Source organism: Neisseria sp. P0021.S007, from assembly GCF_051956855.1.
The window spans coordinates 1-707 of sequence record NZ_JBQCXA010000482.1 but is presented as its reverse complement, the minus strand read 5'-3'; the positions used below and the strand labels follow the sequence as shown (position 1 = coordinate 707).

1 protein-coding gene is annotated in these 707 nt (G+C 54.5%); it reads right to left on the bottom strand.

Translation table 11 applies throughout. The features are described 5' to 3' along the window. The coding region (locus ACTHUR_RS14135; protein ID WP_440399183.1) for a 1-deoxy-D-xylulose-5-phosphate synthase N-terminal domain-containing protein at positions 1–667 on the bottom strand (667 nt) is incomplete at its 3' end. Positions 668–707 lie beyond the last annotated feature (40 nt).

The window sequence follows — 707 nt, the reverse complement described above, 5'->3', positions numbered from 1 at the left end:
CCATCGCACCGGGCAATTTATCCAATACTTTGCTCGATTGGGCTTTGATGGTGCTCAATAGGCCGTGCATATCGCGCACGACGTTACTGGCGAGATATTTCGGCAGCGCGCCGACATTGGGGGAAATCGACATTTCGTTGTCGTTGAGGATGACCAGCAAATCGACATCCATATCGCCTGCGCAATTCAGGGCTTCAAACGCCTGACCTGCCGTCATGGCTCCGTCGCCGATGATGGCAACGCTGCGGCGGTTGTTGCCCAACTGTTTGTCCGCAACAGCCATGCCCAAGGCCGCACCGATGGATGTGGAAGAATGGCCTACGCCGAACGCGTCGTATTCCGACTCGCTGCGTTTTGGGAAACCGGCCAAACCGCCGTATTGGCGCATGGTGTGCATTTGATTTTTGCGGCCGGTCAGGATTTTGTGCGGATAGCTTTGATGGCCGACATCCCAGACCAAATGGTCTTCGGGCGTGTCGTACACATAATGCAGTGCCACCGTCAGCTCGACCGCGCCCAAGTTACTGGCGAAATGGCCACCCGTCTTACCGACGGAATCCAACAGAAATTCGCGCAATTCGGCGGCGACTTGCGGCAGCTGTTTTTTCTCCAGACGGCGCAAATCCTGAGGCGTATCGATAATATCGAGCAAAGGGCTTGGGTTCATGATTTTTGGCGGTGATTTTTTGTGTAACGGACGATTATAT